The organism is Paenibacillus sp. CAU 1782 (genome assembly GCF_054551715.1).
Genome location: NZ_JBTOLL010000002.1, coordinates 302,427 through 328,891, shown reverse-complemented (window position 1 = coordinate 328,891; position 26,465 = coordinate 302,427). Strand labels below are relative to the sequence as shown.

At 50.7% G+C, this 26,465-nt stretch carries 26 protein-coding genes; 21 read left to right on the top strand and 5 right to left on the bottom strand.

What is annotated here, in order from left to right:
- The first annotated feature begins 29 nt into the window (after nt 1–29).
- From ACX93W_RS10465 to ACX93W_RS10405, 13 genes are all read left to right on the top strand, one after another.
- Nucleotides 30–743 carry a helix-turn-helix transcriptional regulator gene (locus tag ACX93W_RS10465; protein WP_459392307.1) on the top strand — a complete coding sequence of 238 codons (714 nt, stop codon included), beginning with the start codon at nt 30–32 and terminating at the stop codon, nt 741–743.
- Complete coding sequence (locus ACX93W_RS10460; protein WP_459392306.1) at nt 740–1,540, top strand: pyruvate, water dikinase regulatory protein; 801 nt, start codon at nt 740–742, stop codon at nt 1,538–1,540. Before ACX93W_RS10465 ends, ACX93W_RS10460 begins: the two co-directional genes overlap by 4 nt.
- Before the next feature lie 125 nt (nt 1,541–1,665).
- Nucleotides 1,666–2,070, top strand: coding sequence for a nucleoside-diphosphate kinase (gene ndk / locus ACX93W_RS10455; protein ID WP_459392305.1), 405 nt, complete (start codon nt 1,666–1,668; stop codon nt 2,068–2,070).
- Nucleotides 2,071–2,246: 176 nt separating this feature from the next.
- Nucleotides 2,247–3,383 carry a P-loop NTPase family protein gene (locus ACX93W_RS10450; RefSeq protein WP_459392304.1) on the top strand — a complete coding sequence of 379 codons (1,137 nt, stop codon included), beginning with the start codon at nt 2,247–2,249 and terminating at the stop codon, nt 3,381–3,383.
- Nucleotides 3,373–4,605 (top strand): CpaF family protein, encoded by a 1,233-nt coding sequence (locus tag ACX93W_RS10445; RefSeq protein ID WP_459392303.1) that lies wholly within the window; start codon nt 3,373–3,375, stop codon nt 4,603–4,605. Before ACX93W_RS10450 ends, ACX93W_RS10445 begins: the two co-directional genes overlap by 11 nt.
- On the top strand, nt 4,592–5,428 hold the full coding sequence (locus ACX93W_RS10440) for a type II secretion system F family protein (RefSeq protein WP_459392302.1): 837 nt from the start codon (nt 4,592–4,594) through the stop codon (nt 5,426–5,428). Before ACX93W_RS10445 ends, ACX93W_RS10440 begins: the two co-directional genes overlap by 14 nt.
- A gap of 9 nt (nt 5,429–5,437) precedes the next feature.
- Nucleotides 5,438–6,328, top strand: coding sequence for a type II secretion system F family protein (locus ACX93W_RS10435; protein ID WP_459392301.1), 891 nt, complete (start codon nt 5,438–5,440; stop codon nt 6,326–6,328).
- A gap of 33 nt (nt 6,329–6,361) precedes the next feature.
- The gene (locus ACX93W_RS10430; RefSeq protein WP_068681997.1) at nt 6,362–6,550 is read left to right on the top strand and encodes a Flp1 family type IVb pilin; all 189 of its coding nucleotides are present in this window, start codon (nt 6,362–6,364) and stop codon (nt 6,548–6,550) included.
- Between the two features lie 4 nt (nt 6,551–6,554).
- Entirely contained in the window at nt 6,555–7,244 is a 690-nt protein-coding gene (locus tag ACX93W_RS10425) for a TadE/TadG family type IV pilus assembly protein (RefSeq protein ID WP_459392300.1), read from the top strand.
- Between the two features lie 16 nt (nt 7,245–7,260).
- Complete coding sequence (locus tag ACX93W_RS10420; protein WP_459392299.1) at nt 7,261–9,471, top strand: hypothetical protein; 2,211 nt, start codon at nt 7,261–7,263, stop codon at nt 9,469–9,471.
- On the top strand, nt 9,425–10,462 hold the full coding sequence (locus tag ACX93W_RS10415) for a hypothetical protein (RefSeq protein WP_459392298.1): 1,038 nt from the start codon (nt 9,425–9,427) through the stop codon (nt 10,460–10,462). Before ACX93W_RS10420 ends, ACX93W_RS10415 begins: the two co-directional genes overlap by 47 nt.
- 1 nt (nt 10,463) lies before the next feature.
- The gene (locus ACX93W_RS10410; protein ID WP_459392297.1) at nt 10,464–10,994 is read left to right on the top strand and encodes an A24 family peptidase; all 531 of its coding nucleotides are present in this window, start codon (nt 10,464–10,466) and stop codon (nt 10,992–10,994) included.
- A gap of 34 nt (nt 10,995–11,028) precedes the next feature.
- Nucleotides 11,029–12,657 (top strand): DUF6382 domain-containing protein, encoded by a 1,629-nt coding sequence (locus tag ACX93W_RS10405; RefSeq protein WP_459392296.1) that lies wholly within the window; start codon nt 11,029–11,031, stop codon nt 12,655–12,657.
- 24 nt (nt 12,658–12,681) lie between these two features.
- Here ACX93W_RS10405 and ACX93W_RS10400 read toward each other — a convergent pair whose 3' ends face one another.
- Entirely contained in the window at nt 12,682–13,527 is an 846-nt protein-coding gene (locus ACX93W_RS10400; RefSeq protein ID WP_459392295.1) for a helix-turn-helix domain-containing protein, read from the bottom strand.
- Nucleotides 13,528–13,667: 140 nt separating this feature from the next.
- On the opposite strand from ACX93W_RS10400, the gene ACX93W_RS10395 reads away from it, so the two are divergent.
- Nucleotides 13,668–15,125: an alpha-L-fucosidase gene (locus tag ACX93W_RS10395; RefSeq protein WP_459392294.1), complete on the top strand. Its 1,458-nt coding sequence runs from the start codon at nt 13,668–13,670 to the stop codon at nt 15,123–15,125.
- An 87-nt stretch (nt 15,126–15,212) separates the two neighbouring features.
- On the opposite strand, the gene ACX93W_RS10390 is transcribed toward ACX93W_RS10395, so the two are convergent.
- The 3 genes from ACX93W_RS10390 to ACX93W_RS10380 form a co-directional block, all read right to left on the bottom strand.
- Nucleotides 15,213–15,731: a hypothetical protein gene (locus tag ACX93W_RS10390; RefSeq protein WP_459392293.1), complete on the bottom strand. Its 519-nt coding sequence runs from the start codon at nt 15,729–15,731 to the stop codon at nt 15,213–15,215.
- Between the two features lie 84 nt (nt 15,732–15,815).
- A complete protein-coding gene (locus ACX93W_RS10385; RefSeq protein WP_459392292.1) occupies nt 15,816–16,253 on the bottom strand; it encodes a DUF2621 domain-containing protein in 438 nt (145 codons plus the stop codon).
- A 25-nt stretch (nt 16,254–16,278) separates the two neighbouring features.
- On the bottom strand, nt 16,279–16,929 hold the full coding sequence (locus ACX93W_RS10380) for a phosphatase PAP2 family protein (RefSeq protein ID WP_459392291.1): 651 nt from the start codon (nt 16,927–16,929) through the stop codon (nt 16,279–16,281).
- A 379-nt stretch (nt 16,930–17,308) separates the two neighbouring features.
- Here ACX93W_RS10380 and ACX93W_RS10375 point away from each other — a divergent pair, with 379 nt between their 5' ends.
- From ACX93W_RS10375 to ppnP, 4 genes are all read left to right on the top strand, one after another.
- A complete protein-coding gene (locus ACX93W_RS10375) occupies nt 17,309–18,418 on the top strand; it encodes a deoxyribonuclease IV (RefSeq protein ID WP_459392290.1) in 1,110 nt (369 codons plus the stop codon).
- A gap of 57 nt (nt 18,419–18,475) precedes the next feature.
- Nucleotides 18,476–19,372 carry a formyltetrahydrofolate deformylase gene (gene purU / locus ACX93W_RS10370; protein WP_459392289.1) on the top strand — a complete coding sequence of 299 codons (897 nt, stop codon included), beginning with the start codon at nt 18,476–18,478 and terminating at the stop codon, nt 19,370–19,372.
- 75 nt (nt 19,373–19,447) lie between these two features.
- On the top strand, nt 19,448–21,466 hold the full coding sequence (tkt, locus tag ACX93W_RS10365; protein WP_459392288.1) for a transketolase: 2,019 nt from the start codon (nt 19,448–19,450) through the stop codon (nt 21,464–21,466).
- 27 nt (nt 21,467–21,493) lie between these two features.
- On the top strand, nt 21,494–21,811 hold the full coding sequence (ppnP, locus tag ACX93W_RS10360; protein ID WP_459392287.1) for a pyrimidine/purine nucleoside phosphorylase: 318 nt from the start codon (nt 21,494–21,496) through the stop codon (nt 21,809–21,811).
- 87 nt (nt 21,812–21,898) lie between these two features.
- Here ppnP and ACX93W_RS10355 read toward each other — a convergent pair whose 3' ends face one another.
- A complete protein-coding gene (locus ACX93W_RS10355; protein ID WP_459392286.1) occupies nt 21,899–22,717 on the bottom strand; it encodes a helix-turn-helix transcriptional regulator in 819 nt (272 codons plus the stop codon).
- 177 nt (nt 22,718–22,894) lie between these two features.
- Here ACX93W_RS10355 and ACX93W_RS10350 point away from each other — a divergent pair, with 177 nt between their 5' ends.
- The 3 genes from ACX93W_RS10350 to ACX93W_RS10340 all read left to right on the top strand — a co-directional run bounded on the left by ACX93W_RS10350 (nt 22,895) and on the right by ACX93W_RS10340 (nt 26,454).
- Entirely contained in the window at nt 22,895–24,193 is a 1,299-nt protein-coding gene (locus ACX93W_RS10350; protein WP_459392285.1) for a Gfo/Idh/MocA family protein, read from the top strand.
- Between the two features lie 245 nt (nt 24,194–24,438).
- On the top strand, nt 24,439–24,960 hold the full coding sequence (locus tag ACX93W_RS10345; RefSeq protein ID WP_459392284.1) for a DUF420 domain-containing protein: 522 nt from the start codon (nt 24,439–24,441) through the stop codon (nt 24,958–24,960).
- A gap of 144 nt (nt 24,961–25,104) precedes the next feature.
- Nucleotides 25,105–26,454, top strand: coding sequence for a glucose-6-phosphate isomerase (locus tag ACX93W_RS10340; protein ID WP_459392283.1), 1,350 nt, complete (start codon nt 25,105–25,107; stop codon nt 26,452–26,454).
- Nucleotides 26,455–26,465 lie beyond the last annotated feature (11 nt).

Sequence of the window (26,465 nt, the reverse complement as noted above, 5' to 3'; positions counted from 1 at the left end):
ATATTTTATACAGGTCAACAGTTGGAAAAATGGTACACTTTAATTATCTTATAGTACATGTTCATAAAGTTCGGGAGGGGAGAATAATACAGCTAACATCCAGACAGTTGGAACTGCTTGAGCTCGTTAAGCAGCATGCGCCAGTGACTGGCGAACAGCTTGCGGAATATTTGGGCGTCAGCCGCCCGACGCTTCGTTCGGATTTGTCGCTGCTGGTTATGCTGGGCATGTTGGATGCCAAGCCGAAGGTCGGTTATTTTCTTGGAACCCAATACCGTGCCGGCAGCGCGCCATTCCAACGTTTTCACAACATGAAAGTAAGGGAAGTTCAAGGCGTTCCTGTCAATATACCTGAAACGCTTTCTGTGCATGATGCCGTCATTACTTTGTTTATGGAAAATGCGGATACCTTGCTGGTCGTAACGGAAAGCAACCGGTTTGCCGGAATCATTACCCCCAAGGATTTGCTCAAAATTACGCTGGGCAATGCCGGAGCGGCCTCCATCCCCGTCAGTATGGTGATGACCCGGTATCCCAATATTGTCACTCTTAACCCGGAAAATTCCGTTATGGACGCCATTAGCAAAATGTCGCAGCATCAGCTGGATTGCTTGCCGGTGCTTATACCAGAGGAGGAGCCGGGGACAAATCCGGTTTTGGCGGGTTGGGTTTCCAAGTCCAATATTATTGCCATTATGGCGGATATGGCCTTGGGCGGAGAATCGGAGGGGCCGGGACGATGACCAAAGGAACGATTTATGTCTGCTCTGACGCAGTAGGCGAAACCGCAGAGGCGGTTGCCAAAGCCACGCTTCGCCAGTTTGCCGCTGGCGATGTAAAAATCAAGCGGTATGGACACATCCGGAGTGAAGAAGAGGTAATACACATCGTATCAGAGGCGGCGGAAAGCGGCGGCTTTATCAGCTATACGCTTGTTCAGCCGGAGCTCAGGGAACTGATGAAGGAAGAGGCCGTGAGGCTTGGCGTGCGCGCGGTTGACGTGATGGGACCAATGATGCAGGCCTACATCGATACGTTCGGAGACTTTCCCAGCAAGCAGCCGGGGCTGCTTCATTCCGTCAATGAGGACTATTACCAGCGTATGGAAGCAATTGAGTTTGCGGTAAAATACGATGACGGCAAGGATGCCAGAGGGCTGACCCAAGCCCAGGTCGTATTAATCGGCGTATCACGCACCTCCAAAACGCCGCTTAGCATCTTTTTGTCCCATAAAGGAGTCAAAGTAGCGAATTTGCCGTTAATGCCGGAGGTCAACGTGCCCGTGGAGCTCCAAGCGGGACCAGAGCGGATGATTGTGGGGCTTACTATGCAGCCGGAGCATCTGTACGAAATTCGTACGGAACGGCTCAAAAGCCTGGGTTTGCCGGCTTCCGCCCAATATGCTTCGATGGAACGAATTCAAAGCGAGCTTCGTTATGCCGAATCCGTAATGGAGTCGCTATCCTGTCCGGTTATTGATGTCACCAATCGCGCGATTGAGGAAACGGCCGGCATTATTCTGGAATGGTTGAACCGGTAAGGACCACGGACTAAAGTTGAAAAATTGAAACAAGCGGTAGATCGGAGGAACTATTCACATGTCGGGCCTCTTCGCTGAAATTCTTTTGTTCAACTCCTATAAATCAATAAAACGGAGGAATTCTCATGGAAAAAACATTTGTGATGGTAAAGCCTGACGGCGTGGAACGGGGATTAATCGGAGCCATTGTGGCCCGTTTTGAAAATAAAGGTTTTAAGCTGGCGAAGGGCGAGCTGATGCAGCTTTCCAGAGAAAAGGCCGAAATACACTATGGCCATTTGCGCGCAAAGCCGTTTTTTGGAGAGCTTGTTGATTTTATCACTTCCGGTCCGGTGTTTGCCATGGTGCTGGAAGGAAAAGACGCCATTAAAAATGCCCGGCTGCTGATCGGGGCAACCAACCCTTCCGAAGCGGGAGCGGGAACCATTAGAGGCGATTTCGCGCTTGATGTGGAGGCCAATATCGTTCATGGCTCCGACTCCGCTGAAAACGCCGAAATTGAAATTGAACGCTTTTTCGGCAAGGAGTAGTTGACGGGAAGCGAATTTTTGTGGTAGATTTTTACCAAGTAAATACGCAAACACGGAAGCACCGTATAAGCGCAGCTGATCGCTGTCCTTATAGGGTGCTTTTTTTGCGTGTTTTGCTATGGCTCAGACCAATGGGGCTGCACGGGAGCCGAGTATTCAGGAAGGGAGGAATAGAGGTGGGCAAGATTCAATTGGGTTTGGCGGTTAGAGATATGGAATATACGCGAAGGCTTGCGGAATATGTGCGAAGCGGACCGTTCCGCGACCGCTGCCAGCTTGTTGCCTTTACGAATGCGGAAGCATGCAGACATTATATCAAGCAAGGTTTTCCGATGGAGCTTGTTGCGGGCGAGCCAGCTCTGCTGGAGGAATTGAGTCCTGATCTGGCGCAGACAAGGCAGGTTGCTCTGGTTGGACGGCTGGGCGAAAGCAAGCTGCAGGAGGAAACGCTTCGCTACCAAGCGCTGCCGCAATTGCTGCAATCTCTGCTGGAACGCAACGTTGCCGCCTTGGCAGGCAAAGTGATTGCGGGAAGCGCGATCGGCGGATATGAGGAGGGGCCGGTTGTTATTGGCGTCAGCTCAGTATCCGGCGGCGTTGGCGTTACGGCGCTTTCGCTCCATCTGGCTCACGGCGCCGGGAGTATGGGATTGCATACTTGTTATCTCAATCTGGAGCGCTGGAATACCGCAAACTCCTGGCTCGATGGACATCATGCCGCCAGGGGCGGGGGATTATCCGAATTGCTATATGAAATCAAGGCGCACGGAAAGGCGGACAAGGAATGGCTTGGCGCCAACCGCAACCACAATGCCACACTCAAAGGAGATTATTTGACCGGCTTCAGCCATCCTGGGGACCGCGAAAACCTGACGGCTGAAGATGCCGTTGCCCTGATTGATTACATTGCTGGTTCGGGCCGTTACAAAGTGATTGTCGTTGATCTGGATCACGAGCTTTGCGAATTGCATCTGTCGGTGCTGGAGCGCTGCAACTACAGTTTCTATGTTGTGGCGGATGATGCATCCTCCCTTGGCAAGCTGTCGCTTGCTTGGGGCTACGCCAACCACAAATGGGGCGAACGCCATACCCGCATGCTGGAAAACAATTGGGTTGTGCGCAATCGCACGGCTGGCGGAGGGACGTTTGCGCTTCCGCAAAGCTATCGCAGCGCGCCGGGCGGACTGCCCGATGTGGAGGTCTGGCGGCAGGGACGGCGAGGCAAGCTGCTGGAGTCGCCGGCCTTCCGCGCCGCCTCGGCGGAATTGCTAAAGCTGGCGCTGAAAAACGAGGTGGCCCGCTATGTCCATTGACGGGACTGTTCGCGAACTGAAAGAGGTTATCCGCTCGGAAATCGACTTTGGCGGCGCGATTACCGACGAGGAGCTGCTGCGGAAAACGGAGGAAGCCGTGCTGGACTGGTGCAGCCGACAGCCCATGCCGGCAGCAGAAAAGGTCAGTCTGGTGCGCCGCGTTTACCATTCCTTTCGAGGCTTGGATATATTGCAGCCGCTAATGGATGATCCCTCCGTCACGGAAATTATGATTAACAGCCATGAGGATATTTTTGTGGAGCGGAACGGGGAAATGGAGCGCCATGGCGCTTGCTTTGAAAGCCGGGAGAGGCTGGAGGATTTGATTCAGAACGTGGTAGCGGAAGTTAACCGGGTTGTAAATATGTCCTCGCCCATCGTTGACGCAAGACTTCGGGACGGTTCGCGGATTCATGTTGTTTTGCCTCCAATCGCTCTTAAGGGACCCTGTTTGACCATCCGGAAATTCAGCGATCAGCCCATTACCTTGGAGCGGCTTGTGCAGCTTGGCGCATTAAACGCTGAAGCCGCCGATTTTCTTCGGGTGCTGGTGGAGTCCAAATACAACATTTTTATAAGCGGCGGTACGGGAACGGGGAAAACAACCTTTCTTGGCGCATTGTCCCGATATATTCCGGCTGATGAGAGGGTTGTGACGATTGAGGATTCCGCCGAGCTGCAGATTGGAACGGTGCCCAATCTGGTGTCCCTTGAAACCAGAAACGCCAATACGGAGGGCAAAGGCAAGATCGGAATCGGAGATTTGATTATCGCATCGCTCAGAATGCGTCCAAACCGGATTATTATCGGGGAGGTGCGGGGCGCGGAAGCTTATGATCTGCTGCAGGCGCTTAATACCGGACATGACGGATCGATCTCCACCGGCCATGCCAACAGCGCCAGGGATATGATGCTGCGTCTGGAAAGCATGGTGATGGGAGGCGCGGAGCTGCCGCTGCCGGTCATCCGGGCGCAAATTGCTTCGGCGCTGGATATTGTTGTGCATCTTTCGCGGTACAGGGACAAAACCCGGAAGGTTGCGGAAATTTGCGAGGTATGCGGAATTGAGGACGGTGAAATCAAGCTGAAGCGTCTTTTCCATTTTGAAGAAGAGGGCGAGCGGAACGGTAGAATTATCGGAGGGTTGAAATCAACCGGGGAGACGTTAAGCAATACCGATAAACTGCTGCTTGCCGGAAAGGGGCGATATGTTAAAGGCTGAGCATGGGGTTCTGGCGAGATGGGCTTATTGGTGCGGATGGGAAAGCGTCTTGCCCGGGACCAAGTCGCCAAACCGAACAAGCGCCGTGAATTACGGCGTCTACACATTAAGCGCCAAAGAGCTGCTGCTGTTTGCTTTCATCGGCTGTGGAGGATTATACGGCGGGGCTTATATCTTTTATCAATCGGTCTGGATTGCGGCGTTCCTGGGACTGCTTGGTGTTGCCGCGCCGAGATTTGGACGCGCCATGCTGCTGAAACGGAGAAAAACGCAGCTGAAGCTTCAATTCAAGGAGGCGTTGTTTTCGCTAACTTCATCGCTTGCTGCGGGTCGGTCCATTGAAAATGCGTTTCGTTCATCGCTAGAGGATTTGCAAATGCTCTATGGCGACTCTAAAAGTGATATTATCGCTGAATTTACGGTGATCTGCCGCAGATTGGATAATGGAGAACCGGTGGAAGCCGCGCTTCGCCATTTTGCCGAACGCGCCCATAGCGAGGAAATTACTCAATTCGCCGATGTAATCGGGGCCTGCAAACGATCCGGCGGCGACCTGGTAGAGGTAATGCGGCGAACCGCTACGGTAATAGGCGAAAAACTGACAGTCGAGTCGGATCTTATGGTGCTCATTGCCCAGAAGCGGCTGGAATCCCGCATTATGATGGCGGTACCGTTTGTTTTTATGGGGTTCCTGTCCTTCGCGGCCCCGGATTATATGACGCCTCTCTACAGCGGGATTGGTTATGTATTGCTGACGGTGTCATTGGGCCTGCTGCTTTGCTGTTATTGGGCGATGGGCAAGCTCATGTCGTTTGAAATCTAGGAGGCTACTATGGGAGTGATTTTTGCCTGCTTGCTCACGGCAGCATGGGTGGCGCTGTTTATTGGGCCATCGGAGAAAAGGAAGAAGGGCAGAACTTCAAAGGGAAAAGCGTCCAAGGCGGTAAGCGGACATACATCTCTTCTGAAATCAAGGCTGCTGACAGAGCCGTTTGTTTATGCGTTGGCGCGGGCATGTAAGTGGCATTTGGTGCAGCAATACACCAATAGTTATCATGCAAGGATGCTGGTGCTGAACGGTCCTGCCTGGACGGGCGAGGCATCCAGAGAAAAATTAGCCCAGGCGTTTGGCGCAGGATTTGCCCTTCTCTGGTGCTGTTCCTGGCTTTCCTGGATCGGCGGGGAGGGGCTTGTGCTCCTGATTGGATTCCTGCTCTTTATTGTTCTGGCCTTCCGGACCCATGTGGAAGCGGGGCGCCAGCTGGAAAAAAGGAGAAGGCTGATTGTGGCTGCCCTGCCGGACAAATTGAGCAAGCTGATGCTGCTTGTAGGCGCAGGCGAGACAGTCCAAGGCGCTTTTCACCGATGTGCGGAGAGCTATGAGGCCAGTTCCAAACATCCGCTGGATCGGGAATGGGCCAAAGCAAGCCTTTCGCTTGCCAATGGAGAAAGCTTCGGTGTTGTGATGGAGCGCTTCAGTCGGCAATGCGCGGTTCAGGAGGCTGCCGTTTTTACAGCGGTGCTGCTCTTGAATTACAAGCGGGGCGGGGAGCATTTTACATTGGCCCTGCGCGAGCTTTCTTATTCATTGTGGGAGAAGCGCAAAGCCTTGGCCAGAACCAGAGGAGAAGAAGCTTCGTCCAAGCTGGTTTTTCCGCTTGCAGCCATTTTGTTCATTATGATGATTATTGTGGCCGCTCCGGCTGTGCTGATGATGTCTTGAATGGTGTTTACAAAAAGAAAAGGATGGTGCTTCATGTTAAAACTATATGGAAAAATGAAATCGTTTTGGAGTAATGAGCAAGGACTTGGCACATTGGAAATTATTTTGATCATTGCCGTTGTTATCATTATTGCGCTGCTGTTCAAGGATTGGATTATCGATCTGATCGAAACGTTGATGGGCAAAGCCGATGACGAGGCATCCCGCATTTTTGAGAAGTAGCCCCGTGAAACGGTGGCTGAAGGATGAACGGGGCAGTTTTACGCTTGAGTCAACATTTGTATTTCCCGTTTTGTTTGCGATGGTAATGCTTTTTATTGTTTTTGGCTGTTACCTCTACCAGAAAACCATTGTATTTTATTATGCCTCTGCGATTGCTGAAAGGGTGGCATTTAGCTGGGACAACAGCAATCGCGATCCCGTGACGGGACTGTTGGCCGAGCCGGCATATGATCCGCTCTATTGGCGTATTGGCAGTAATGGCGTATTGGGAAGTTTGCTGAAATCCGGCTGGCAGGGAGAATCGGCAAATGTGAAGCTGCCTGAGGAAATTGTCATGGCCAGGGATGGGGAAGCCGGACTCGGTGACAGAAAGCTGGCTCTTGCTGCAGAATCCATAACGGCAGGAGGGTTTACTTTTAGAGGGGAAGCGTCGGTTATCAATGCCGGGCTTAGCCGTTATGTGGAAGTGAAGCTGAAAAAACCGATGGAAATGGCTCCTCAGCAATCCGGTTGGACATGGGACGAGCCGGCTGGAGCGGGAAGAAGTTATCTTGTTGATCCGGCCGAGTTTATTCGCAGTGTTGATCTTCTGCGATATTACGTCCAAAAGTTTGCCGGGGACTCGGAGCAATCCGGGAGCGGCAGAGATCATGCAGGCAAAGTGCTGGCGCCGTATCGGCCGGAAGACAGATAGGAGGGCGAGGTGCCGGATGAAAGACGTGCTGGTGAAAAGAGACGGAACGGTGTCTATTTTCGGAGTGATTATCCTTTCTTCGCTGCTGTTGTTTTTTGGCGTTCTTATTGATTATGCACGAATTGCTGCTTTTCAGCTTCAGTCGGAAAGCGGCGTTCGTTCGGCCATTCGTTCCGTTATGTCGGCTTATGACGAGACATTATATGAACAGTATGGGTTATTTGGACGAGGCGGTACCGAAGGCGGCCTTATTTTTGAGGAAGTGCTGAAGCAAACGCTGGAAAAGAAGGCTGTATTTTTGGATGGCGGTTTTGATCTCGCGGCAACCCGCGTGGAGGGGACATCGCTTAACACCTCCTTGACGTTAGGTAGGCATGATGTTTTTGCCAGAGGCGTTTTGGAGGAAATGAAATATAAGGCGCCCGTTGATTTTACGCTGGAATTACTATCGAAGTTTACTCCGCTCGCCAAAACGTTGAAGGAAAGCTCGGCAGCCGTTGCTTCGCTGGATCAACTAAGGGCGCTTTACGAAAAGCGGGAGAAGCTGCTGGAAGAAGCGCTGCATCAGCAGGAGTCGGCGGGCCGGGAAGCAGCAGCCAATAAAGCCGTCAGCTTGATTCCTGCGGGCAGCGGGTCAGCTTTTTCTTACATGACGGCAGCGGGGTACGCATCCGGTGTAGAAGGTTACGTCAGCATGATGCAATACGATGCTGCTTTGCCTCCGGAAGAGAAAAGGAAATTTACGGCGGAAATTTGGCGCTTCCAGTACGAAGCAGGAAAGCTGTCGGCTGCCCTTCAAGAGGAAGCGGCGGTTATGGAGCAAAATCATAAAGCTAAGCTGGAGCTTGCGAAGCAGCGTATACAAGAAGCCGAGCAGGTGAATCAATCTATGAAAACCGTGTTGCAGAAGGCTGAGCATGCCGCTGCTCAAGGGTATGAGGAGGTTGCGGCCGGCGAAGCGCCGGGATCGGTGTCAGCCGAAATTTCCGGAGGCGATGAAATCAAAGACATCGTTAAAGACGGAAGCAAGCTCATAAGAGATGAGGTCTGGTTTGCCGCCTACGTAAATGAACTGGATGGGCAAACGGGCGAAATCGCTGTCTTATCCGGACTACTGCAGCAATTCGGCAGAAGAGTGCTTTCTGGCGTCCAGTCTTCTTCTCATGCCTCGGATATGACAGCTTTGGCGGGAAGCTTGTCCTCCGCTTACAACAAATATGGGCAGAGGTATGTATCCCCAGCCACCGTTTTGAGCCGGCGGGCCGCGGAATTGGAAGACCAGGATATCAAACGCCAGTTGAGAGAGCAGGAGAAAAAGAAAGGGAGCTTATGGTCGGAAGCCGGACAATTGCTTAAAGGAATGGCGAATAGCAAGGAGTCTGAGGAGCATGCGGAAGTGTTTCGGCAGGTGCAGCTAAAGTACGAGCGCAACTTGCGATATAACGGTGCGGGGGATACAGCAGGGGAAGGAGCGGGAGCGGCGGATTTTCCGCGTGCAGGCGATGCCAATGAAGGTGCGGTTCAAGCTTCCGCAGAAATGGACGGCTTATTTTCAGGCATGGCGGATATGCTTGCGCGAAGCAGGGACTATTTTTATTACGGTGAATACGCAGCCGCTCGGTTTACGTCCTTTGACCCGCTCCAGCTTCGCTCTTTGCTGGAGGCTGGAAGCTCGGAGGCCTTGTCGTCCGCCTCCTCTTTTTATAACCAGGAGATGGAGTATGTTTTGTACGGCTTCCATAATACCAAGGGCAATCTGCTTGCGGCATACGGCGAATTGTTTGCCGTCAGGCTGGCAGTCAGAACGATGGAGGGGTTGATTGAAAGCCGGTCGCTGGGCCATCCGCTGCTTGTTTTGTCGGCAGCTATTATTTATGGATTGGAACACACCATTCAGGATATGCTTTCATTCGCGCAAAAGGGGTCTGCGCCTTTGTCTAAATACGTCAAGGTTGAGCTTGCCTATAAGGACTATTTGCGACTGTTTATGCTGCTCCACGGCGGAAGCCAGGACAAGCGGCTGGCGCGAATGATTGCGGTGATTGAACAAAATTGCGGCATAACGCTTGCAGAGGTTCCCTCAGGAGTGACGGGCGAAGCGACGGTTTCCATGCAGCTTTGGTTTCTGCCGGGCGTCATGAAGCTGTTGAACCGCGCTCAAGGCATGGGGGGAAGGGTGGTTGGCAACCGGTATGAAGCTCATCATTTGGCGGGTCATTCGTACTAAAGGCCGTTCTCGCCGCATTGATAACTGCTCACCAGGAATAGCCGGCGGCAGCTGCTCCGGCAATAGCGGCTCCATTGTGCTGGAAGCGGCTATTGTTATGCCGCTAATTTTGTTGGCGCTGCTTGCATTTTCAATGCTGATTTCATTATGCGCTGCGCAAATGGCGCTGCAATCCGCAGCTTCCCAGTCTCTTCTTCAACTAACGGCTCATATTCGCCCCGTAGAGCTCGCTTTAGTTGAAATGGGCGGAAAAGATGGGGAAACAGAGGAACCCGCCGACAGCAGGAAACTTCCTGAATGGAGCGAAGCGGCGGCAGACGCGGCTGAATGGCTGCCAGAGCCGTTTGGCGAGGTGTTGTCCTCAGGCTTGAGGGGAGATTGGGGACCTGCAAGGGATATTGCCGCGACAGAGCTTGGACGTTCGGTAATGGAGCCGTTTATTAGAAGGCAGGCCAATTCTTACCTGCTCGACCCTGAAGCGATATCTCTGCTCCGATTAACGCTGCCGGACCTGCAAAAAAAAGAAAAACCGTATGCCGGCATCGCCTTGACCTACGATTATCCCATTGCGGTGCCGCTGCTGGGGAAAAAGATTCAATTGCAAGCATACGCCTATGAGCGTGTGTGGACTAGCGATGCTTTAGCAGCGACTTATGGCGCTACGAGTGATGATGATCCGTTTTTTCTTCAGATTATTTCAATCGACCCTTCACCGGTTCGGCCTGGGCGCAAAGCTACCGTTGTAGCATTGACTGAGCCGGGCATGACAGTGTCATTAGGCGTTGTGTATAAAAGCGGCGCAAGCAAAGCGCGAAATTTGGGCGATGCAACGGCTGATGGCGACGGTTATATCAGCTGGACGTGGCATGTATCCGGCAATACAACGCCCGGCGTTTGGGAAGTGACGGCTGCGGCAGCCGATGGCAGAGGGGAGAAAAAGATGCATTTTCTGGTGGAGAAAAAACAAACTGACGGGGCGGAGGTGGAGTAGTATGGCAACTGCCGCCGTTTCATTGCTGCTGCTGATCGCTTTTGCCTCCGATTTGCGAACGCAGAAGATTCCGAACGGTCTAAATTTGATCTTCTTTTGCGCAGCTCTTCTGTTTTTTGTTTGTTCTGAAGGAATGAACGGTTTAAAAGCTTCTTTGCTTGGCGCTACAGCAGGTTTTATTCCGCTTCTTCTTCTTTATTGGGCAAAAGGAATCGGCGCGGGGGACGTTAAGCTGTTTGGAGCCGCAGGAGCCTGGTTAGGTGTGCTGCCCGTGCTTCAGCTAATGCTGTATTCCTTCCTGTATGCGGGAGCGTTAGCGGCCCTTTTGCTTTTTGTCCGCAAGCTGGGTCTTGTTGGGGGACTAGGGCAGCAGAATGCCGGGGATGGGAGGAATAAGGGTACCCCACAACTTCGCTATCGGCAAGGCTTTGTAGAGAGAGTTGCTTGGCTGAAGGAAGGTCGAAGCTTCCCTTTTATGCTGGCAGTGGCGCCTGCTGCTGTCACACTGCTATGGATGGCTGCTTTTCATTAAGCGGCAGCCACGCATTTGAAGAGAGGAGAACGGGATGATGTCGCGATTTGTGGTCGATTTTGAAATGAATGCCGGACATGAGATGACGCTTGGGCGTGAACCTGGCATACAGAGAAGCGAATTGTACGAGTTGGAGCTTAACATGCTGCAAGCTGCTGATATTTCGGCTCTTTTGCGTATGGATTGGGTCAATATCGATGGCGCTGTAACGTTCCGCTACGCGTTATCCGGCAGCAAGCTTCTGCTTCACCGTCTTCAGCAACATGCTATCACAATGGAGCAATATTACGGCTTGCTGCTCAGTACGGTGGACGCATTGACGGAATGCGGCGATTATATGCTTCGGCCGGAAGGATGCCTGCTGGATGAATCGCTCATTTATGTTGGCGAGCGTATGCATGAATTGCGGTTTGTTTATGTGCCCATTGACCATAAAGGTTATTATGGCTATAACAACGGGGATTTACTTTCGCTGGCCGTAAAATGGCTTTCTTATGTAGAACTGGTTGACGGGGAAGGCTTGCGCAGCATTTTGCAACTGTTTGGCACCAGCAAATGGCCGTTGGAACGGCTGCGCGCATTATTATTGGAGCTTATCGGGAAATCCGCTCCATCTAACGAAAATACTTTAGGAGCAAAACCATTAAACGTAATACCGTCTATCGATGAGCCGTTGCTAGCAACGGCTACCCAAAGGGAAACAAGGCTTGGGAAGGCCGAGAAGCAGCAGGCGTTAAAGGAGGCTGAATTTCAGTTTTCCTCCAAAGCTTCTGCTCCAGAAGAGGAAACAACCCGTTCTTCGGAGAATGATTTTTCATTTCCGGAGCCGGATGAAACTGCCGAAAATCAGCAAGGGAAGGCACGGGGATGGCTGGGGGCGGCGGCATTCCTTATCGGCACGGCGTTGGTTTGGCGGTTTATCTACATGACGGAGCCATCTTCCCGAAATCTGTATTTGAGCTTGGGACTTACTCTGGCTTTATTGGCGATTGTTTTGTTTATCATAAAGCGGGGGCAGCGGTTTTTTGTGCAAAAGCTAGATGAGGATGTTGAAGGAGACTGGAACTCGCTTGAACCAGATACAGGTTATTTGCCTGCCTCAAACCGGCGTTTTCGAGCGTTGGAACAGCGGGATGAGCCTATCAAAAAAAGCGGGCTTGAAGCAGGGGAAGGAACGACCGCTTCGATAGGGGATTATAGTCTTCCCTCGGGTGCATCCCTAACGTATGGAGAACGTCAAGGCAATTCGGCTGATTTTGGCGATTTTGGACAACGGTCTGTCAAATCAGCCCAATACGAACCTACTGTGCTGCTCTCCCGCGGCGGCGAAGAGCCAGGCGGCATCGCGACCAACGAGGTTTTGCCCGCCGCATTGCGAAGAAAATGGAACGGAGTGGAAGAGGATATCCATTTGTCCAACGATATCTTCAGAATTGGAAGGTCCGGCGAAAACACGAACTATATGGAAAATGCGGATGGCGTGTCCCGGGTGCACCTGGAGATCGGGCGAAGCGGCGAGGAGCATCACGCCAAAGATCTGGGCTCCCGCAACGGAAGTATACTTAACGGAAACCTGATGGTTCCTTACAAAGTTTATAAACTTGTTAGGGGAGATATTATTCATCTTGGCGGAGAAAAAGGCCCGCAATATAGTCTTGTTTAATGCGGAATGCGGCCGGCACCGGCTTTATTCCAGTGAATTTGCACCATGACCGAGCCGCTGTTTTCGATAATCGGATGGCGCAAGCCCGGCTATTTTTTTGAATTGCTTGGAAAAGTGATACATATCCCGGAAGCCAACCATTTCGCCGATTTCGGTTACCGAATAGGAGGATTGGGCCAGCAATTCTTTTGCTTTTTCCATCTTTTTTCGGCCTATATAATGGATGGGCGGCACACCCATTTGTTCCTTGAACATCCGGATAAAATAGTTGGGATGCAGACAGGCTCGCGCCGCAAGTTCACCGATTGAAATCTCCCTGTGAATATTTTGATGGATAAAATCCAGAATTTCGTTGAGTCTTTGCACGGGAGCGACATTTTTGAGCGAAAGTGTTTCATTGGCGTGCTGGCTAATAAAATGGGAGAACAGCTCAAGCAATCTTGCTTTTGCAAGAAGGCCGGCATTCAACTCGCTGCTGTTTGTGTAATAAACGAGCTCATCAAACAGCTTTTTCGTCAAATCTGGTTCCTCCGGCGTACACAGGAAAGGAAGGTCGATAAGCTGAAAGAGGTTGACCTCTCCGACTTTTGCGGTAAAGTGGCACCAAAATTTGTAGTAAGGCTCCCCGCCGATATAGGAGTAGGATTGGGATACGCCCTCCGGCATGAGGAGGAATTGTCCCGGCTTGGGGTAAAACTCCTGATCGCCGATGCGGACCCACCCGCTCCCTTCCAAAAAGAAATAGAACTTGCTGTAGCCGGGCGTATAATCAATATCGCGCCAGCCGTCGTGCACGGTGGTGCAATGAGCCAGAAACAGATCCACATGAAGGTTGGACAAATAATAGTTCAGCAGGTATTGGGATTTCATTCTGCACCCCGCATTTATTGATTTGTAGAATCATTGGTTAGTTTTTTACAAAAAAAAGTTAGCGAGCAACATGTTTGGCCGTTATCCATCCTGTTAAAATGACGGTGTGCCTCTAAACAGGAAAGGACGGTTGATTGATAATGGATAAGCAGGCTTATTTAAATCAAATTAATGCCGTAATTGCGCAAGGCCCGTACCAGGATAATTGGGAATCATTAAGCCATTTTCAAGTGCCGGCATGGTATAAGGAAGCCAAATTCGGCATTTTTATTCATTGGGGACTTTATTCTGTACCCGCATTTGCCAACGAATGGTATTCCAGAAATATGTATATCAAAGACAGCAGGGAGTATCAGCATCATATCGAAACGTATGGCAAGCATACCGAGTTTGGCTACAAGGATTTTATTCCTATGTTTACGGCGGAAAAATTTAACGCCGATGAATGGGCGGAGCTGTTCCGCAAGTCCGGCGCCAAATACGTCATGCCGGTAGCGGAGCATCATGACGGCTTCCAGATGTACAAAAGCGATGTTTCTGTCTTTAATGCGGCCGAAATGGGACCCAAACGCGATCTGATTGGCGAAATGAAAGAAGCGTACGAGAAGCAAGGCCTCGTATTTTGCGCTTCCACCCACCGGGCGGAGCATTGGTTCTTTATGTCGCATGGCAAGGAGTTTCCTTCCGATATTCAGGAGCCGATGCAATGTGGAGACTTCTATTGGCCGGCAATGCCTGAACCGGATCACCACAATCTTTACGAATCTCCTCCACATCAGGAGTACCTGGAGGACTGGCTGATCCGCTGCTGCGAATTGGTGGACAATTACATGCCCAAGGTGCTTTATTTTGACTGGTGGATTCAGCATTCGGCCTTTAAGCCTTATCTCCAAAAGCTGGCTGCTTATTATTATAATAAAACGGCAAGCCAAGGTTTTCAGGGCATTATCAACTACAAACATGAAGCGTTTGCATTCGGAAGCGCTGTCCCGGACGTAGAACGGGGACAATTTGCCGAAATGAAGCCTTATTACTGGCAGACGGATACCGCGGTAGCCAGAAATTCCTGGTGTTACACAATTAACAACGATTATAAATCTCCGGTTGAGCTTATTCAAGGCTTGGTCGATATCGTAAGTAAAAATGGCAATTTGCTGTTAAACGTTGGTCCGCGAGCCGACGGCAGCATCCCGGAAGAGGACCGCGACATTTTGCTGGCAATAGGGGAATGGCTCGGCGTTAATGGTGAAGCTATTTATGGGTCGTCCTATTGGCGCATCAGCGGTGAAGGCCCTACAGTTGTCGCAGAAGGCCAGTTCACGGACGGCGAAGCCAAGTTTTTCACGCCGGAGGACATTCGCTTCACCAACAAAGGCAATTTGTTATATGCAACGGTTCTGGCGTATCCGGAAAACGGCGAGGTGCAAATCCGTACGCTGAAGGAAAAAGGACATCATTTCCAAGGCGCCATCAAGGATATCGAGATATTGGGCTTTGATGAAAAGCCGGAATGGACAAGAACGGAAGAAGCTCTCGTGCTTAAAACCAAGGAAGTTAAAAGCTCCTTCCCTGTCGTATTCAAAATTACGACCTTGTAATAATGATATCATCTGAAAAATAAAAAGGCCGTTTCCGGCCGCGAGCTTGGCTCGCGGACTGGAAACGGTTTTTTGTAAGTTAAAGCGTTATTGTGTTATCTGCTCAATGGCTTTAAGCCAGTTCTGATGTGCGGAAGGGTCGTCTTCCAGGGGAGTTACCGTGTATTGGAAGCGCACCTTGGCATCTGCCGGAAGTTCGTTTACAACGGAAGCCAGCTCCTCCGTAATCCGGTAGGCGTCTGCTCCGGCATCCGTAATGATCTCGATCGAATTGTTATCTATTATTCCGCTAAATGTGCCCGTTGCGACTACAACTGCCGTATCGGGATCCCCTTGAGAGCTTTGATTGCCCGTTTCGCCGTCTTGTGTTCCCTCGTTTGCAGCTTCGCCGTCAGCGCTATTGCTGCTTCCCGGTGAACCCGGCTCCATAATACCGTTGTCTGAAGGCAATTGGTCGCCTTCGCCGGTGTTATTTCCTCCGGCGTTTTCCACTGATATCGGGTCGATTTTGGTTGTTCCGCATGCCGACAAGGTGAGTGCGACAGCTAACAATACGGCTGTGGCTATTCCGGCATCTCTGCGTTTTTTCGCTTTTGATGTATTCATGATGAAGCACCTCCTCATTGTTTTAACGAAATTGCCGCCTATAGGGTTGCACTTTTTTTGATGGCGGCACTGAAATCGGGAGTGCTATTTGTTCAGAAGATGCTCGTATGCGCTGTAATCGATGCCTTTCCGGTTCAGGAAATTAACCAGGCTGCGGTAGTCGCGGCTTGGGGTTGCCCGAATGTATCCCTCTATGCAATGTTCTCTGGTTACGGCTTCAGCGCCTTGCTCAATTGCCACCTGGCCGATTTTGGCGGCGATGGAATGTTTGGCGATATCGCGGAAGGCGGACGGAACAGGGGATACCAATTCATCCAATAACGCTTTGGCGTCGTCGCCCCACATGCTGCGGCTGCGTTCGACCCAGTAATTCTGCCAATCCAGCTTTGACTTGCCGTCCCGCATGGGAAGCACTTTCAAAAACTTGCGGAACATAAAAAAACCGCCGACAGACATAGCAAGAATCATGATAATCGCCCAAAACACGATAAAATACATAAACCCGCTGGAAGTATCACCCATACGACTTTGTCACCTCAGTTATAAATTATACCGTATTCCCGGATTGTTTTCGATACCGCCTCTGAAAAAACCATATCGCAATCGCTAACCAACCGCCGCTCGCTAGAAAACCTCCAAGCACATCTGTTGGATAATGTACGCCGAGATAGATACGGCTTAAACCAATAAGCAAAATCATTATGCCGCTGATTATTAGTAGAAGGGTTCGACCTGAACTTGACTTGATATGGCGCAAAAGTAAATACGTCAACGCTCCATACAGACTGAAGGCAGCCATTGAATGTCCGCTTGGATAGCTGAATCCATTTTCTTCAATAATGCGGTGAATCATTGGTCTGGCTCTATGGAAAATTTCTTTAAGCACAGGGTTTAACAGAGCCGAACCAATGATGACACCCATTAATAATACCAACTCCACTCTGTGATGGAGCACCTTATATAAAAATAAAATTGAAATTGCAGTAATCACGCCGACTGGAACGCCGCTTCCTATAAACGTGAACACTTTCATTATCCGGGTGATAGTCGGATGTTCGAGCCCTTGTATGAAACTAATTAAGTTTTGATCAAAATGTGCGACCTTCTCATTGGATATGAATACGCCTATTAATCCGAAGCTTATTATACATACCGTGCAAATAGCCGGTGCGACATTAAAATGAATCTTGATTTTCATGAACTATAAAGTTCCTCCTTTATGTATGTGTTCAAAAAGTTCGGATTTCAGTACCGAGAAGATGGCATAAAGCTAGAAATCGAGGAGCAGAGCTTAGTGGAAGCTAAGTGAGCACTGGAGATTTCGGCTGGATGTCATAATCGAAGTTGACTCCGCTAGGCATTCTGTGTAATGGGAAGTGGACTTTTTGAACAACTTTTTTAAATAGATGCTTCATTTATTTTTTGAAAACTTCTCTTTATTTATTAACGATTTAAAACGTTAAGCGTTGCTTTTCGTTTAAGGCCGCTTACTAGATTTATTTCGGCATTCCCTGTAAAATAAGCTTTGATCAACAATCGTACGTTAATTGTACAGTCTTATAAAGGGGTGTTTGCTCATGTTGAAGATAGGTTCCCATGTATCTTTTTCGGACAAGGGGCTGGTCACTGCAGCCAAAGAAGCCATTTCCTACGGCTCCAGCACATTTATGATTTATACCGGCGCACCGCAGAATACACGCCGCAAGCCGATAGAATCGCTATATATCGATGAAGGAAAAGCCTTGATGGAAGGGGCGGGCATCAATGAAATCGTTGTGCATGCGCCTTATATCATTAATCTGGGCTCCTATAAAGAAGACACCTTCGAGCTGGCGGTTAATTTCCTGCAGGAGGAAATTCGCCGTACAGCTGCCATTGGCGTGCGCAATATCGTGCTGCATCCAGGCGCTTATACGGACAAGGATGCCGAATACGGGATTAACCGCATTGCAGAAGGCTTGAATATGGTGCTGGAAGGCACGGACGGGCTGGACGTCAATATCGCGCTGGAGACGATGGCCGGCAAAGGTACGGAAATCGGCCGCAGCTTTGAGGAAATCGCATCTATTATAGAAAAGGTGCGGAACAATGGACGTCTGACAGTATGTATGGACACCTGCCACATGCATGATGCAGGGTATGACTTAATTCACAATCTGGATGGCGTGCTTGAGGATTTCGACCGGGTGGTTGGCCTTGACCGAGTAGCCGTCGTTCATGTCAACGACAGCAAAAACGGTCGCGGCGCGGGCAAGGACCGCCATGCGCCAATCGGTGCCGGATGGCTTGGTCACCAGGCGTTGTCGGCGCTTGTTCATCACGAGAAGCTGCAAGGACGTCCGTTTATTCTGGAGACGCCATGGATCGGGAAGGATGACAAAAAGGTTCGTCCGATGTACGAGATCGAGATTGCGCTGCTGCGCGGCGAAGCGGAGGCGCGCTTTGGCGCGGGCTTCCTGGAGGATGTTGAACGCCTGAACGATTTTTTTGCCACGCGTGAAATTGACCGGCGCCAGTTCGTGCTGGATACCTGGAACCTGCTGAAAACTGATGCCAAAGCCAAAAAAGCCGATCCGCGCGAGCCGATGGAGCGGTTATACGATCTGGTGGTGGCTGAACGGCCAATCAGCGCAGATTTGAGCGAAGAAGAAATCAACCAGCGCCTGACGGCGTGGTTTGCAGGCTAGGGCGTGTTAGCAAACACGCCCTAGTACCCTGCTCCAAATTCATGTGAGAAAAGGACGATGAATGTGACGCAAGCTGATGTAAACAATAATCAAACCGGCAAAGGCGGCCGCGCTAGAATGTTGATTTCTTGCCCGGACCGCTCAGGTATCGTGGCTGCCGTATCCCATTTCCTGCATGAGCACGGCGCCAACATCGTGCAGTCGGATCAATATACGATGGACCCTGAAGGCGGCATGTTTTTTATCCGCTTTGAATTTGACTTGAACGATGTGGAGACTGAGCTGCCGATACTGGTCGAAGATTTTACGCGGGTGGCGGACCGCTTCCAGATGAAGTGGCATATTTTCCGCGAAAGCCGCAAAAAACGGCTGGCGATCTTTGTATCCAAAGAGGATCATTGCCTTCTTGAGCTGTTGTGGCAGTGGAGAGCCGGCGATCTGGACGCCGACATCGCTATGGTGGTCAGCAATCATCCCGATATGCGTTCCCTGGTAGAGCCTTTCGGCATTCCTTTCCACCATATTCCTGTCACGCCATCGACTAAACAGGAGGCGGAGCGCAAGCAGATGGAGGTTGTGGCAGGCAAAGCGGACCTGATTGTATTGGCTCGCTACATGCAGATTATTTCGCCCAAGTTCATCGAGCAGTTCCCTAACCGGATTATTAACATCCACCATTCCTTCCTGCCTGCTTTTGTCGGCGGCAAGCCTTATGCCCAAGCTTATACCCGGGGGGTCAAAATCATTGGCGCAACAGCTCATTACGTGACGGAGGAGCTGGACGGCGGGCCAATCATCGAGCAGGACGTCCAACGCGTCACTCACCGCGACAATGTGGATAATTTGAAAAGAATAGGCAGAACGATTGAACGCGTCGTGCTGGCAAGGGCCGTCAAATGGCATATTGAAGATCGCGTGCTCGTACACCAGAACAAGACTGTTGTGTTTAATTGACAATGAGTGATACAATGAATACAGATTTTGAAATTGTCAAAATGAGATTTAAGCAGAAAACAGGAGGGTAATGAAATGACAGTCAGTCAAAAATCGATTCAACAGCTTTCAATCGATACCATTCGTACGCTTGCGATTGACGCGATTGAAAAAGCTAAATCCGGCCACCCGGGCATGCCGATGGGCGCAGCTCCGATGGGGTATCAATTGTTTGCTCAAAATATGAATCACAATCCATCCAATCCGGAATGGGTGAACCGCGACCGCTTTGTATTGTCTGCTGGACATGGTTCGATGCTGCTGTACAGCCTGCTGCACCTGTCCGGCTACGCGTTGCCGCTGGAAGAACTGCAAAACTTCCGTCAATGGGGTTCCCTGACGCCGGGCCATCCGGAGTTCGGTCATACGGCCGGCGTTGACGCAACAACTGGACCGCTGGGCCAAGGCGTAGCGATGGCAGTTGGCATGGCGATGGCAGAGGCTCATCTCTCCGCTGTATATAACAAAGACGGTTTTGACGTCATTAACCACTTTACTTACTCCATCTGCGGCGACGGCGACTTGATGGAAGGCATTTCCCATGAAGCAGCTTCCCTCGCAGGCCACTTGAAGCTGGGCAAGCTGGTTGTTCTTTATGATTCCAACGATATCTCTCTGGACGGCGAATTGAATCTGTCGTATTCCGAAACGGTTCAAAGCCGCTTTGAAGGTTATGGCTGGCAAGTGCTTCGCGTTGCTGACGGCAACGACGTGGAAGCTTTGGCTGCTGCAGTAGCGGAAGCGCAAGCGGAAACAGGCAAGCCAACCCTGATCGAGGTTAAAACCGTTATTGGCTACGGCAGCCCGAACAAAGGCGGCAAAGGCGGCCATGCAGGTCCTCACGGTTCCCCGCTCGGCGCTGACGAAACCAAGCTGACCAAACAATTCTACGGCTGGAATGAAGAGCATCAGTTCCATGTGCCTGACGAAGTTCGCGCTCATTTTGCTGATGTAAAAGCAAAAGGCGAAGCGACTAATGCAGCATGGAATGCCCTGTTTGCGGCTTACAAGGAAGCACATCCGGAGCTGGCCAAGCAATTTGAATTGGCTACAAGCGGCGATCTGCCAGAGGGCTGGGATGCCGACCTTCCGCATTACACGACCGAATCCAATGCGGTTTCGACACGCGTAGCTTCCGGTAACGCACTGAATGGCCTTGCCAAAAACGTGCCTAGCATCGCAGGCGGCTCCGCCGACCTGGAAAGCTCCACGATGACTCACCTGAAAGGCTTGACGCAATTCAAGCCGGGCAGCTACGACGGCCGCAACATTTACTTCGGCGTACGTGAATTCGGTATGGCTGCAGCAATGAACGGCATCAGCCTGCACACTGGTATCAAAGTGTTCGGCGGAACGTTCTTCGTCTTTACGGACTACCTGCGTCCTGCAATCCGTTTGGCTGCGCTGATGAACCAGCCGGTCGTTTACGTGCTGACGCATGACAGTATCGCTGTAGGCGAAGACGGACCTACGCATGAGCCGATCGAGCAATTGGCTTCCATTCGCATCATCCCTGGTTTGACGGTTATTCGTCCTGCTGACGGCAACGAAACATCCGCTGCATGGGCGTATGCGGTTGAAAACAAAGAAAATCCGGTTGCGTTGGTGCTGACTCGCCAAAACCTGCCGATTCTGGAAGGCACCGTTCAAGGCGCTCGCGAAAACCTGCGCAAAGGCGCATATGTTGTTTCCGATGCGGCAAACGGCAAGCCGCAAGCCCAACTGCTGGCTACAGGCTCCGAGGTTCAACTGGCGGTAGCGGCTCAAAAAGCGCTGGCTGAAGAAGGCATCCAGGTTCGCGTCATCAGCATGCCAAGCTGGGATCTGTTCGAGAAGCAATCCAAGGAATATAAAAATTCCGTATTGCTTCCAGACGTAAAAGCCCGTCTTGCTATCGAAATGGCGCATCCGTTCGGCTGGGAGCGTTACACAGGCGATGGCGGCGACATTTTGGCTATCGACCGTTTTGGCGCTTCGGCTCCTGGCGACCGCGTAATCAAGGAATACGGCTTTACCGTTGAAAACGTAGTAAGCAAAGTCAAAGCGCTTCTGTAATCCCAACATAAAGGAGAATCCCCTCATATGTCGCAATTCGAAAATGTAACGGTTGTTAAAAAAGCCAATGTCTATTTCGACGGCAAGGTGACAAGCCGCGTCGTTTTGTTCCCCGACGGAACGAAAAAAACGTTAGGCATCATGCTTACCGGCGATTATGAATTTGGCACGGACTGCGTGGAAATTATGGAGATTCTCGGCGGGGATCTCAAGGTGCTGCTGCCAGGAGAAACCGAATGGCTGCATATCCAGGGAGAAGGCGAATTCCAGGTGCCTGCAAACACCAAGTTTAAGCTGCAGGTAGCGGAAGTAACCGACTATTGCTGCTCGTACATCTACGAGTAATGAACAAGAAGGGCCTCGCGGCATTCGCGGAGGCCCTTTTTTATTGCCCGAGACTTGGGGGCTTTCAATCTTTCTTAGTATGTCCTATCATTCTTTCTTCGCCGCGTGAAGCTTGCGATACTGCAAGGGCGTGCAGCGCAGCAGCCGCTTGAATACGCGCTGGAAATGAGCAAGATTATTGAAGCCGGACTCATGGGCGACATCGACTATCCGCAAATTTGTTTCCGCCAGCAGCTCGCGGGCTTTTTTGATACGCAGCCAAACCAGGTACTCCGTAAACTGAAAGCCCGTATATTGGCTGAATTTGCGGCTGACATGATAAGGGCTCATATAGAAGTGTTTGGAAATATCCGTAAGCGTTAACGGAGAGGCAAAATGCTCATGCATGTAATGGATCATCCCTTCCCACACGGTTGGCTGTTCCGGGCTTTTCTCCGACGTCTTTTCCGCAATTCTCCTCACCTGAATCAATAATTGAGTCAGCAGGGACGCCAGATATAGCGGAGTCGAATGGTCGGGTTTGCGGGATTCGGCGATCATTTGGTTCAAAAGAAACTCGATCAGCTCCTGCTCTTTAACATCTGGAGTTAATCTGCGGCTTGCCGACAATGCCGATAACATCAAATCGGGATCTATGCCAAGATTCTCCCGGAGATAACGGCCGTGAAACTGAAGCAAAATCCGTTCGTGATCCGGCTTTCCGGTATCCAGGGTGCGGTGGAGGATATGGGGCGGAATCCAGATCAGGTCGCGCGCCTGCACGAGCATGTTGATGTCGTGAATAAAGTATCTTCGCTCTCCGTGCAGCAAATAATACAGCTCGTAAAAGTCATGGATTTCATCCTCTTCCATCGTAAAATGGCCCGCGCGCTTCAGCCTCTCGATTTTGAACAAGGAATTCTCCATATCCTTAACGCCTGCCTTTCCCTATAAGGGGTTTCTTGATAAGGTTTTTTCTTATTTTAGCACAAGATATGCATCTTTTTTAAAAGATCAGCAAATATTCAGAAGAAAGATGACTTATTTTGTTCTAAGATGGTTTCAAGGTTAAGACAATCCAATGGCGAAGGCGGGAATAGAGATATGGGCAAAAAGAGATATGCACTGGTTGGCACGGGTTCGCGGGCAGAGTTTTTTTACGGGGCGCTGGTACGGGACTTCAGGGATCAGGGCGAGCTTGTCGCATTCTGCGACAGCAATGTCACCCGGATGAACTACGCCAACTCCTTGCTGCAGGAGCGATATGACCATGCACCGGTTCAGACGTACCGGGCAGAGCAATTCGAGGAGATGATTTCCCGGGAAAAGCCGGATTGCATCATCGTAACCTCCATGGACCGCACGCATCATACCTATATCATAAAAGCGATGGAGCTCGGCTGCGACGTTATTTCGGAAAAGCCGATGACCATCGACGAAGATAAATGCCAGGACATTCTGGACGCTGTTGAGCGGACAGGCAAGTCGCTTCGGGTTGCGTTCAACTACCGTTATGCTCCCCATAATACGAAAATCCGCGAGCTGATCATGGACGGGGTAATCGGCGAAGTCAATTCGGTTCATTTTGAATGGCTGCTTGATACGCAGCATGGCGCTGATTATTTCCGCAGATGGCATCGGGATAAACGCAACAGCGGGGGATTGCTGGTGCACAAATCGACGCATCATTTCGACCTCGTTAATTTCTGGCTTGGTTCGGAGCCGCAGACGGTCTTTGCGATGGGCGATCTTCGCTTTTACGGCAAAGAAAACGCCGAACGCCGCGGCGAAACCCGTTTTTATCAACGGGCGCACGGAAGCTCTGCCGCAAAAGAGGATCATTTTGCCCTGCATCTGGATCAAAATCCTTATTTGAAATCGATGTACCTGGATGCGGAGCATGAAGACGGCTACCAGCGCGATCAAAGCGTATTCGGAGACGGCATTAACATTGAGGATACGATGGGTGTGATGGTGCAATATCGCAGCAAAGCGATTTTGACCTATTCACTTAACGCGTATTTGCCTTGGGAAGGCTTCCAGGTTGTGTTTAACGGCAGCAAAGGCCGCCTGGAAGTGAGAGTGGTGGAAAAGCCTTACGTAAACGGCGGCGGTGAAAAATCGCAGGAGGGCGCTGTAAAAGGCATACGTCTGCTGGTTATTCCGATGTTTGAACCTGCTTACGAAGTCGAGGTGGAGACGGGCGAAGGCGGACATGGCGGCGGCGATCCTGTCCTGCTGCGCGATTTGTTCGGACCTCCGGCTCACGACCGTTTCAACCGGGCGGCGTCGCATATCGACGGAGCAATGTCCATACTGACGGGCATTGCGGGAAATCGCTCCATCAAGACGGGGCAAGCCGTCAAGGTAAACGAACTGGTCCGGTTTCCTTCACAAAGCTAAGGAGAGGCGTTCGGATTAAAAGTGGCACGCTCCGCAAGGAGCGTGTTTTTCTTTCTTTTGGAACCTGTCCCGACCCTGCTTGCCGCAAACCATTTGTACAATTACTCACATGACGGCGAGCTGAAAATGTTGGAACAAGCAAACTTTCGTTAATTTGTGACAATCAAAGTGAGAGAATGCATTGAATACGAAGGGGGGAATGAGATAAAGTTATATAGACTGCATTAAATGATGGAGGTTTACTGATGAAGCAAAAGAATTATACGCCGCTGGTGGCAATCCTGACCGTGGTTATCGTGGCGCTCGTTGCGATCCTGTTTTTCCTGCCCGCCTATGACGGCGAAATCGGCTTTAACGTTAAGATTTTGCCGATGTTAAACGCGATTTTCAACAGCTTCACGTTCCTGTCTCTGGTTGTGGCGCTGGTTGCGATCAAACGTAAAAACATTAAAATGCACCGGACTTTTGTAGGTATGGCGTTTCTCACAACCACTTTGTTTTTGACCTCCTATGTGACCTATCACTATTTGACGGAGTCGACGCCTTATGGCGGCGAAGGCATCCTGCGCGGCATTTATTTCTTTGTTTTGCTCACGCATATCGTGCTGGCCGTTGTGGTTGTCCCGCTGGCGCTTCTGTCGGTGGTGAGGGGAATGACGGGTCAAATCGAAAAACACCGCAAAATCTCCAGGTGGACGATGCCGGTCTGGTTGTATGTCAGTCTCACAGGCGTAATCGTGTATTTGATGATATCCCCCTATTATTGAGGAAAAACACGATGTTCCTTCATCAACCGTTCATGTTGAACAGGCTTGTGTTCCGGGGTTAAATTGGCTATTCTTAAGGAATAGTTGAATTTGTTGTACAGGTGAAGCCAAGGCTTCGCATAATACGTTGGGAGGCAATGCAAGATGAGTAAAACAGTAAAGTTTGACTACAGCAAAGCGCTTGGTTTTATCGGTCAGCACGAAATCGATTATTTGACGGCGCAGGTTAAGACGGCGCATGAGAATTTACATAACGGAACAGGAGCCGGATCTGACTATCTGGGCTGGATCGATCTTCCTGCCAATTACGATAAGGACGAGTTTGCACGCATCAAAAAAGCGGCAGAAAAAATCAATGGCGATTCCGAAGTTCTTATCGTAATCGGTATCGGCGGTTCTTACCTCGGCGCGCGCGCCGCGATCGAAATGCTGTCGAACTCCTTCTATAACATCCAATCCAAAGAGCAGCGCAAAACTCCGCAAGTGCTGTTCGCGGGCAATAACATCAGCTCCACTTACGTGACGCATCTTCTTAAGCTGCTGGAAGGCAAGGACTGGTCGATCAACGTCATCTCCAAATCCGGAACAACAACAGAGCCGGCAATCGCGTTCCGCGTATTCCGCGCCGAGCTGGAGAAGAAATACGGCAAGGAAGAAGCTCGCCGTCGCATTTACGCGACTACCGACAAAGAAAAAGGCGCTTTGAAAAAGCTGTCCTCTGAAGAAGGTTATGAGTCCTTCATTATTCCTGACGATGTTGGCGGCCGTTACTCCGTTCTGACAGCGGTTGGTTTGCTTCCGATCGCGGTTGCGGGAATCGACATCGACGCCATGATGCAAGGCGCGGCTGACGCTTCCAAGGAATACAGCAACCCTAACCTGGCGGAAAATGAAGCTTATCAGTATGCTGCTGCCAGAAACGCTCTTTACCGTAAAGGCAAAGCAACCGAAATTCTTGTAAACTACGAGCCAAACCTTCATTTTGTATCGGAATGGTGGAAACAGCTCTTCGGCGAAAGCGAAGGCAAGGACTATAAAGGCATCTACCCTGCATCCGTTGATTTCTCAACGGATCTGCACTCCATGGGCCAATTTATCCAAGAGGGCAACCGTAATATTTTCGAAACGGTTATTCAAGTAAATGAAGTTCCAGAGCAAATCACGATTGAGACGGATGCCGACGATTTGGACGGCCTGAACTTCCTGGCTGGCAAAACGATGGATTTTGTCAACAAAAAAGCATTTGAAGGCACGTTGCTTGCCCACACAGACGGCCAAGTGCCAAACCTGATCGTCAACATCGCCGATATGTCGCCTTATACGTTCGGCTATCTTGTTTACTTCTTCGAAAAAGCTTGCGGCATCAGCGGCTACCTGCTTGGCGTCAATCCATTTGACCAGCCGGGCGTAGAAGCTTACAAGAAAAATATGTTTGCTCTGCTCGGCAAACCTGGCTACGAAAAAGAAAAAGCAGAGCTGGAAGCACGTCTGTAAGGCTCGGAGGC

Excerpts from the sequence above, each read along its gene's own strand:
- ACX93W_RS10465 (WP_459392307.1), top strand. The coding sequence starts at position 30 with ATGGTACACTTTAATTATCTTATAGTACATGTTCATAAAGTTCGGGAG.
- ACX93W_RS10460 (WP_459392306.1), top strand. The coding sequence starts at position 740 with ATGACCAAAGGAACGATTTATGTCTGCTCTGACGCAGTAGGCGAAACC.
- ndk (WP_459392305.1), top strand. The coding sequence starts at position 1,666 with ATGGAAAAAACATTTGTGATGGTAAAGCCTGACGGCGTGGAACGGGGA.
- ACX93W_RS10445 (WP_459392303.1), top strand. The coding sequence starts at position 3,373 with ATGTCCATTGACGGGACTGTTCGCGAACTGAAAGAGGTTATCCGCTCG.
- ACX93W_RS10440 (WP_459392302.1), top strand. The coding sequence starts at position 4,592 with ATGTTAAAGGCTGAGCATGGGGTTCTGGCGAGATGGGCTTATTGGTGC.
- ACX93W_RS10435 (WP_459392301.1), top strand. The coding sequence starts at position 5,438 with ATGGGAGTGATTTTTGCCTGCTTGCTCACGGCAGCATGGGTGGCGCTG.
- ACX93W_RS10430 (WP_068681997.1), top strand. The coding sequence starts at position 6,362 with ATGTTAAAACTATATGGAAAAATGAAATCGTTTTGGAGTAATGAGCAA.
- ACX93W_RS10420 (WP_459392299.1), top strand. The coding sequence starts at position 7,261 with ATGAAAGACGTGCTGGTGAAAAGAGACGGAACGGTGTCTATTTTCGGA.
- ACX93W_RS10410 (WP_459392297.1), top strand. The coding sequence starts at position 10,464 with ATGGCAACTGCCGCCGTTTCATTGCTGCTGCTGATCGCTTTTGCCTCC.
- ACX93W_RS10405 (WP_459392296.1), top strand. The coding sequence starts at position 11,029 with ATGATGTCGCGATTTGTGGTCGATTTTGAAATGAATGCCGGACATGAG.
- ACX93W_RS10400 (WP_459392295.1), bottom strand. The coding sequence starts at position 13,527 with ATGAAATCCCAATACCTGCTGAACTATTATTTGTCCAACCTTCATGTG.
- ACX93W_RS10395 (WP_459392294.1), top strand. The coding sequence starts at position 13,668 with ATGGATAAGCAGGCTTATTTAAATCAAATTAATGCCGTAATTGCGCAA.
- ACX93W_RS10390 (WP_459392293.1), bottom strand. The coding sequence starts at position 15,731 with ATGAATACATCAAAAGCGAAAAAACGCAGAGATGCCGGAATAGCCACA.
- ACX93W_RS10385 (WP_459392292.1), bottom strand. The coding sequence starts at position 16,253 with ATGGGTGATACTTCCAGCGGGTTTATGTATTTTATCGTGTTTTGGGCG.
- ACX93W_RS10380 (WP_459392291.1), bottom strand. The coding sequence starts at position 16,929 with ATGAAAATCAAGATTCATTTTAATGTCGCACCGGCTATTTGCACGGTA.
- ACX93W_RS10375 (WP_459392290.1), top strand. The coding sequence starts at position 17,309 with ATGTTGAAGATAGGTTCCCATGTATCTTTTTCGGACAAGGGGCTGGTC.
- purU (WP_459392289.1), top strand. The coding sequence starts at position 18,476 with ATGAATGTGACGCAAGCTGATGTAAACAATAATCAAACCGGCAAAGGC.
- tkt (WP_459392288.1), top strand. The coding sequence starts at position 19,448 with ATGACAGTCAGTCAAAAATCGATTCAACAGCTTTCAATCGATACCATT.
- ppnP (WP_459392287.1), top strand. The coding sequence starts at position 21,494 with ATGTCGCAATTCGAAAATGTAACGGTTGTTAAAAAAGCCAATGTCTAT.
- ACX93W_RS10355 (WP_459392286.1), bottom strand. The coding sequence starts at position 22,717 with ATGGAGAATTCCTTGTTCAAAATCGAGAGGCTGAAGCGCGCGGGCCAT.
- ACX93W_RS10350 (WP_459392285.1), top strand. The coding sequence starts at position 22,895 with ATGGGCAAAAAGAGATATGCACTGGTTGGCACGGGTTCGCGGGCAGAG.
- ACX93W_RS10345 (WP_459392284.1), top strand. The coding sequence starts at position 24,439 with ATGAAGCAAAAGAATTATACGCCGCTGGTGGCAATCCTGACCGTGGTT.
- ACX93W_RS10340 (WP_459392283.1), top strand. The coding sequence starts at position 25,105 with ATGAGTAAAACAGTAAAGTTTGACTACAGCAAAGCGCTTGGTTTTATC.